The sequence below is a fragment of the Cellulomonas septica genome, from assembly GCF_012396155.1.
In the GTDB taxonomy this organism is placed as follows: domain Bacteria; phylum Actinomycetota; class Actinomycetes; order Actinomycetales; family Cellulomonadaceae; genus Cellulomonas; species Cellulomonas septica.
In genome coordinates this window covers 1-4,180 of record NZ_JAAXOY010000306.1, presented here as the reverse complement: position 1 = coordinate 4,180, position 4,180 = coordinate 1, and the positions used below count along the sequence as shown (strand labels likewise).

Here is a 4,180-nt window from a genome sequence, read left to right as displayed (position 1 = left end):
GTCCCGCCGCCGACCGACCACGGCCCGCCCCTGTCGGCGCTGCCCCAGCCACCCGTCACGGTCCGCCCGAACGCGTCGGCGGCGAGCGGCCCGGGGTCCGGGTCGGGCGGCGTGCCGGTCATCGCGTACGGCAGCGTGAACTGGCTGTCGGCGTCGGTCTCGTAGCGGTCGAGCGTCGGCGAGTACGTCGTCGCGCGGATCTCGTCGGCCGCGGGGTCGAACGTGTAGTACCGCAACCAGCCGTCGCCGCCGTTGGCACGGTCCTGGTAGTCGGTGAGCACCGCGTGCACGGGCTGCCCGCACGCGTTGGTGTCGGTGCGACGCGCCTCGCCCAGGTCGCCCTCGCTGAAGTGCCCGGACACGACGAGGAAGACCGAGCACGACGGGCGGACGAGCTCCTCCCAGATCGCACGGCCGCTGTTGCCGCCGTCGGCGCGTGCGACCTGCGTCGTGAGCCCGCCCGCGGTGTCGACGTAGGAGTGCGTCGCGACGATCGCGCGCCGCTCGGGGTAGGCGGCGAGCACGCGACGACCCCACTCGAGCGCCGAATCGGGTGCGTTCATCTCGAGGCTGAGCAGCAGGAAGTCCATGCCGCCCGCGGTGAACAGCGCGAACGAGTCCATGTTCTGCCGGTCGACGGGGTCGGGCCCGAACAGCCCCTGGCCGAGGTACCCGCCGTACGACGCCGTCGCGCCGTTCCACGACGCCTCCGCGTACCGGCTCGGCGGGAAGTACTGCCGGTACAGCGGTGCCTCGCCGGTCGTGAGGTTCATGTCGTGGTTGCCCGGCAGGACGGCGTTCGGCACACCTGCCGTGTCGAGCACGGCCATGTGCTGCGACGCCCGCTGCCACTGCACGTCCGCGGTGTCGACGCCGACGAGGTCGCCGACCTGCGACACGAACGCGACGTCGAGCTCGTCGGCGTGGTCGGCGATCCACCGCGTCTGGACGCCCATGGTCGCCTGGTTCGCGGAGGTGCTCACGTAGTTCTGGGTGTCGGGCAGCACGACGAACGTGAACGGCGCGGGCTCGGCCGCGCCGGCGGGTGCGGCCGCGAGCCCCCAGCCGACGAGGCCCGCGACGAGGAGGAGCACGACGGCGGTGCGGCGGCGGCGCCGGGCCTCGCGGAAGGCGACCGGGAGGGCGTGCGCGGGCGCGTGCGGTCGGTCCGGGCGGGTGTGGCGGGGCTCGTGGCGGGGGCGGTCGTGCGAGGACATGGCGACTCCTGGGCTCGCGTCCAGTGGAACCGGCCGGACAAACCGTGTCAATCACCCGGAAAAGGGTCGACCGGGTGATGTCGTCGCCTGCTACTTGTCATCACCTACTAGCGGGCATAGCCTCGACGCGTGGACGACGACCGCGACCCCCAGCTCCTCAAGGGCGTCCTGCCCATGCTCGTGCTCGCGGCGCTCGGCCGCGGCGAGTCCTACGGCTACGAGCTCGTCACGCGCCTCCAGGACGCGGGGCTCACCGACCTCGCCGCGGGGACGCTCTACCCGGTGCTCAACCGGCTCGAGCGCGAGGGCCGCGTCTCGTCGCGGCTCGTCGCGTCGTCGGCCGGCCCCGCACGCAAGTACTACGTGCCGACCGACGCCGGGACCGCCGAGCTCGCGCGTGCGCAGCGCTCCTGGCAGCGCCTCGCGGCCACCGTCGCGCGCGTGCTCGACGCCGACTCCCCCACCGACCCCGACGCCGCACCGGCGCCCGACGACGACCCTTCCCGGAGGACCCGATGACCACCCTCTCGCTCAGCGACCGCCTGGTCCGCGAGGTTTACCTCACGCGGTTCTCGTGGGCCGTCCAGGACCACCCCCAGGACCGCGCGCTGGTCCGCGACGTGCGCCGCGAGGTCACGGCGACCGCCGAGCAGATCGGCATGCGCGCCGCCGTCGCCGGCCTCGGCCACCCGCGCGTGCTCGCCGAGGGCTACCTCGCCGAGCTCGGTCGGCGGACGCCGCGCTGGGCGACCGGCGGCGTCTGGGCCGGGCTCGCCGTCGGCGCCCTGGTCTACCTCGCGTTCGCGTACGCGCTCGGGACGCTCGACACGCTGCTCGACCTCGGCGGCGGCACGCTCACGCGGACGACGCTCGGCGCCACGACCGAGTACACCGCGACCGCCGACGCCCTGGGGGTCGAGACCTCGGTGTCGTGGCAGTGGCTGGTGCTGGGCGCGGGCGTGTTCGCCGTGACGTTCGTGCTCGGGTCGCGCGCGTGGCGCGCGTGGTCACCCGCCTGAGCGGGTCGACGTCGGACCAGGACCCGCATGACGGGTCCGCGTCAGACCAGGACCTGCGTGAGCGGCATCGACGAGTCGACCGGCAGGTCGAGCGACGACGGCGGCAGGCCGCGGCGCACGACGGCCGAGCCGAGCGCCGCGATCATCGCGCCGTTGTCCGTGCAGTAGCGGATCGGCGGGATCCGCAGCTCGACGCCCGCCTCGGCGCAGCGCTTCGCGGCCATGTCACGCAGCTGCGAGTTGGCCGAGAAGCCGCCCCCGACGACGAGCGTCGAGACGCCGTGCGCGCGGCACGCGGCGATCGTCTTGGCGGTCAGCACGTCCGCGACGGCCTCCGCGAACGACGCGGCGACGTCGTTCAGGGGGATCTCCTCGCCCGCGTCCTGGCGGGCCTCGACCCAGCGGGCCACCGCCGTCTTCAGCCCGGAGAACGAGAAGTCCGTGGCGTGCTTCGCCTGGTCCTTGGGCGCCGTGAGGCCGCGCGGGAACCGGATCGCGTGCGGGTCGCCGTCCCGTGCGAGGCGGTCGATGTGCGGGCCGCCCGGGTAGGGCAGGCCGAGCAGGCGACCGACCTTGTCGAAGGCCTCCCCGGCGGCGTCGTCGAGCGTCGAGCCGAGCTCGGTGACGTTCACCGTGTCGTCGATCAGCAGCAGCGACGAGTGCCCGCCCGACACGACGAGCGCCATGACGCGCTCCGGGAACGGCCCGTCGACGAGCTCGTCGACCACCGCGTGCCCGATCACGTGGTTGACGCCGTAGAGCGGCTTGTCGAGCGCGAGCGCGAGGGCCTTGGCGGCGGAGGCGCCGACCGTGAGCGGCCCGACCAGGCCCGGACCCGCGGTGACGGCGATCGCGTCGACCTCGCCGAGCGACACGTCGGCGGTCGCGAGCGCGCGCTCGATCGTCGGGACCATCGCGTCGAGGTGGGCACGCGAGGCGATCTCGGGGATGATCCCGCCGAACCGCGCGTGCTCGTCGACCGAGCTCGCGACCGCGTCGACCAGCAGGTCGTGGCCGCGGACGAGGGCGACGCCGGTCTCGTCGCAGGACGTCTCGATCCCGAGGACGAGGGGCTGGGCGCCGGTCGCAGACATGTGCCCCAGGATAGGTGGGCGGACGGTGTGAGCAGCGTCACGGCCGCGTCGTGGAATCCCCTGCGCTAGTTGATGATTCAACGACACATGACCACCGACACGACCGTCCTGGACGGCCTCGACTTCCCGACGCCCGACCTCGCCGTCACCGACGACGTGGCCGACCTCCTCTTCCGCGAGGCCCGCACCGTCGGCGCCTTCACCTCCGACGAGGTCACCGACGAGCAGATCGCCGCCGTGTACGACCTGGTCAAGTGGGGCCCCACCGCCCTCAACACCACGCCGCTGCGCCTGCTCGTCGTCCGCAGCCCCGAGGCCCGCGCCCGGCTCGCCGGGCACATGGCCGAGGGCAACCGCGAGCGCGTCCTCGCCGCGCCCGTCTCGATCGTGCTCGCCGCCGACCCCGGCTTCCACGCGCACCTGCCCGTCCTCGCGCCGCACATGGCCGCGCTCGCCGACGCGCTCGAGCCGCAGGTCGAGCAGCGCGAGCAGATGGCCCGCACCAACGCGCTCCTCCAGGCCGGGTACTTCATCGTCGGCCTGCGCGCCGCCGGTCTCGACGCCGGCCCCATGGGCGGCATGGACGCCGACGGGATCGACGCCGACCTCCTCGCCGGCACCGGCTGGCGCTCGCTGTTCGTCGTCAACGTCGGCCACCGCGAGGGCGACGGCACGCACCACCCGCGCGCGCCGCGCCTCACCTACGCGCAGACCACGCGCACCGTCTGACCCCCGCCCGGGCGCCGGCGACGACCGTCGGCGCCCGGGTCCCGGACGTCCCGGTCGTCACGCCCACGACGAAGGTCGGCATCCCCGGTGCGGACCTCATCCCCGCGACGACGCCGCGGCG

The 4,180-nt window shown here is 74.2% G+C and carries 5 protein-coding genes; 3 read left to right on the top strand and 2 right to left on the bottom strand.

The window, feature by feature from the left end; all coding sequences use genetic code 11:
- On the bottom strand, positions 1-1,217 hold a 1,217-nt coding region (locus tag HGA02_RS12110), incomplete at its 3' end, for a metallophosphoesterase family protein (RefSeq protein WP_484482051.1).
- A gap of 129 nt (positions 1,218-1,346) precedes the next feature.
- On the opposite strand from HGA02_RS12110, the gene HGA02_RS12105 reads away from it, so the two are divergent.
- Both HGA02_RS12105 and HGA02_RS12100 read left to right on the top strand, forming a co-directional pair.
- A complete protein-coding gene (locus HGA02_RS12105; RefSeq protein ID WP_343035458.1) occupies positions 1,347-1,736 on the top strand; it encodes a PadR family transcriptional regulator in 390 nt (129 codons plus the stop codon).
- Positions 1,733-2,236, top strand: a complete 504-nt coding sequence (locus tag HGA02_RS12100; RefSeq protein WP_168679218.1) for a hypothetical protein — start codon at positions 1,733-1,735, stop codon at positions 2,234-2,236. The genes HGA02_RS12105 and HGA02_RS12100 overlap by 4 nt, the downstream gene beginning before the upstream one ends.
- A gap of 41 nt (positions 2,237-2,277) precedes the next feature.
- On the opposite strand, the gene tsaD is transcribed toward HGA02_RS12100, so the two are convergent.
- On the bottom strand, positions 2,278-3,330 hold the full coding sequence (tsaD, locus tag HGA02_RS12095; protein ID WP_168679217.1) for a tRNA (adenosine(37)-N6)-threonylcarbamoyltransferase complex transferase subunit TsaD: 1,053 nt from the start codon (positions 3,328-3,330) through the stop codon (positions 2,278-2,280).
- Between the two features lie 87 nt (positions 3,331-3,417).
- Here tsaD and HGA02_RS12090 point away from each other — a divergent pair, with 87 nt between their 5' ends.
- Positions 3,418-4,059 (top strand): malonic semialdehyde reductase, encoded by a 642-nt coding sequence (locus HGA02_RS12090; protein ID WP_168679216.1) that lies wholly within the window; start codon positions 3,418-3,420, stop codon positions 4,057-4,059.
- Positions 4,060-4,180 lie beyond the last annotated feature (121 nt).

Coding starts and splice junctions, on each gene's coding strand:
- HGA02_RS12100 (WP_168679218.1), top strand. CDS start 1,733: ATGACCACCCTCTCGCTCAGCGACCGCCTGGTCCGCGAGGTTTACCTC.
- tsaD (WP_168679217.1), bottom strand. CDS start 3,330: ATGTCTGCGACCGGCGCCCAGCCCCTCGTCCTCGGGATCGAGACGTCC.
- HGA02_RS12090 (WP_168679216.1), top strand. CDS start 3,418: ATGACCACCGACACGACCGTCCTGGACGGCCTCGACTTCCCGACGCCC.